Below are 1,998 nucleotides of genomic sequence, written 5' to 3' on the forward strand. Positions count from 1 at the left end.
TCGTTCTTGAGAACGCTTGAAGGAGCTTTTGATAGTTCATTTCTCGATCAATATATAAGGTTTGAATCGTTGGAGAATCAAAGCCTGTCAATAAACGATCGACAACAATGACAAAATCTAGCCACTGACCATCCGATTGATATTGCTTTTCCTTACGGGCCAACCGTTTATTAATATTTTGATTGTAGAGTTTCTCATCTTGATAAGGAGAAGCATCAAACTGTTTCGCATACTCTTTCATGATCTCTACTAATTCATCGTCTTGTTCATTTTTTTCTAATTGATCCGGATTGGTTGAGAAGGTAATAGCTACTCTTGGGAAATCTTTATCAATCAGTTGATGACGTTCATCAAATTGTCGCCCATTCAAGAGTGTCCCATTATCTTTCATTTCCTTTAAAATCCGGTAAATATGTTTGGCTTGGGCAATCGAGTGAGTGGTAAGAATGGCTGACATCGTAGGAAAACCATTCTGTACCTTGAACTTTTTGACCACACTTCTCCGATTAAAGATTTTTTGTAACATGGTACGAATATGTTCATCTGTTTCATAAAGTTCCGTAGGCAACAATTTTTCTTGTTGTAAGACATCGTCTGGTAACTTTCCTTTATTGAGTTGGGTGACAATTACCTCTTGATCCTCTTCTGAAATCAGTGAATGATACTCGACTTGAAAGCCTAAAACAGCGCCATCATCCATAGCGTTTTTGGTTGTATAGGAGTGAAGGAGTGGCCCGTATTGCTGGCTCGTCGTTCTGGCAAAGGTTCCATTTTCTTGCTTTTTATTTTGTTCAAAAATAGGCGTCCCCGTTAATCCAAACCAGGTTGAATTGGGTAATATTTTCTTAATTCGCTTCATTTCCTCATCACTAACCGCACGATGAGCCTCATCAACAATAAAAACAATATGTTCTTGCCGTAGCTTCTCAAATTGATTCGAGCCTTTTTCTTCACTCTCTTGTTGGGCACTTCGCATAGCCGCAGAGAGTTTTTGAATCGTGGTCACTAAAATCGTATTATTATTTTTTGATGAAAGGAGGTTTCGAGCCAACTGTTTTTGATTTTTGATCCCAACAATCAAAGTATTGGCTACCGAATTTCCGGTCGTTTGTCCGGTATGATATTCCGAGGCAAACTTCGTAAACTCATCCTGCGTTTGAGCATCTAAGTCTGTTCTATCAACAACCATGACCGTACGATCGACACCGATCGCATTTTGTGCTAATAATTTCGTTGCGACAAAACTGGTAATGGTCTTTCCTGAACCTGTCGCATGCCAAATAAATCCTCCTTCATGCTGTGCAGCTTTTTGACGAATCTTACGAATAGCATGAATTTGGTAAGGTCTTAAAGCCATGAGGAATTTTTGATTTTTTTGATCATCGACGAGAATGGTATATTGGCTAATCAATTCATGGGCATCGGGTATCCGCAAAACTGTACGAGTAAAATCAAACAAATCGGAAACCGTTTGATTGTCTTCAGTCCGCCAATTAAATAAAAACTTCTTCATCCGAGCATAGGCTTCAGCGGTATCTTCACTAGGTCTTGCAAAGTATCGGGTATCAACTTTATTGGAAATCACCATGATTTGAGTGGTTGCGTAAATCCCTTTAAAAAATCCATCTTCTGCATAACGCTGAATTTGATAATAAGCTTGCATAAAACCGTCTTTAGCGGACTCTTTTTTGAGCTCAATATGAATGATTGGGAGCCCATTAATCAGCAAGCTCACATCTCCACGATCTACTCTAGAGGAATCTGGGACCACTTGGTGAACCACCTCATAAGAAGAAGTTCCTCCTGAGATATCCTTATTTCTAAAGGCTTCTAAAGTCACTTTTTTCCCATTTTCTCGCTCTAATAAAACTTGAGCCACCCCGTTTTCTCCTCTAAGCCATTGAGAAGCTAAAAAAGGCGTTCCGGTCAAACGTGAAAACTCGACTTTGACTTGCTTAAATTCTTTGTCCGTTAATAGTTGCTCTTCCAATACTGCTA

1 protein-coding gene is annotated in these 1,998 nt (G+C 39.2%); it reads right to left on the reverse strand.

The genetic code is table 11. The annotated features are described in order from the left end of the window. Positions 1-1,998: HsdR family type I site-specific deoxyribonuclease (locus ABT299_RS52530; protein ID WP_500255458.1), on the reverse strand; the 1,998-nt coding region annotated here is incomplete at both ends.

Origin of the sequence: Spirillospora sp. NPDC000708, assembly GCF_040299565.1 — a bacterium.
In the GTDB taxonomy this organism is placed as follows: Bacteria; Actinomycetota; Actinomycetes; order Streptosporangiales; family Streptosporangiaceae; genus Spirillospora.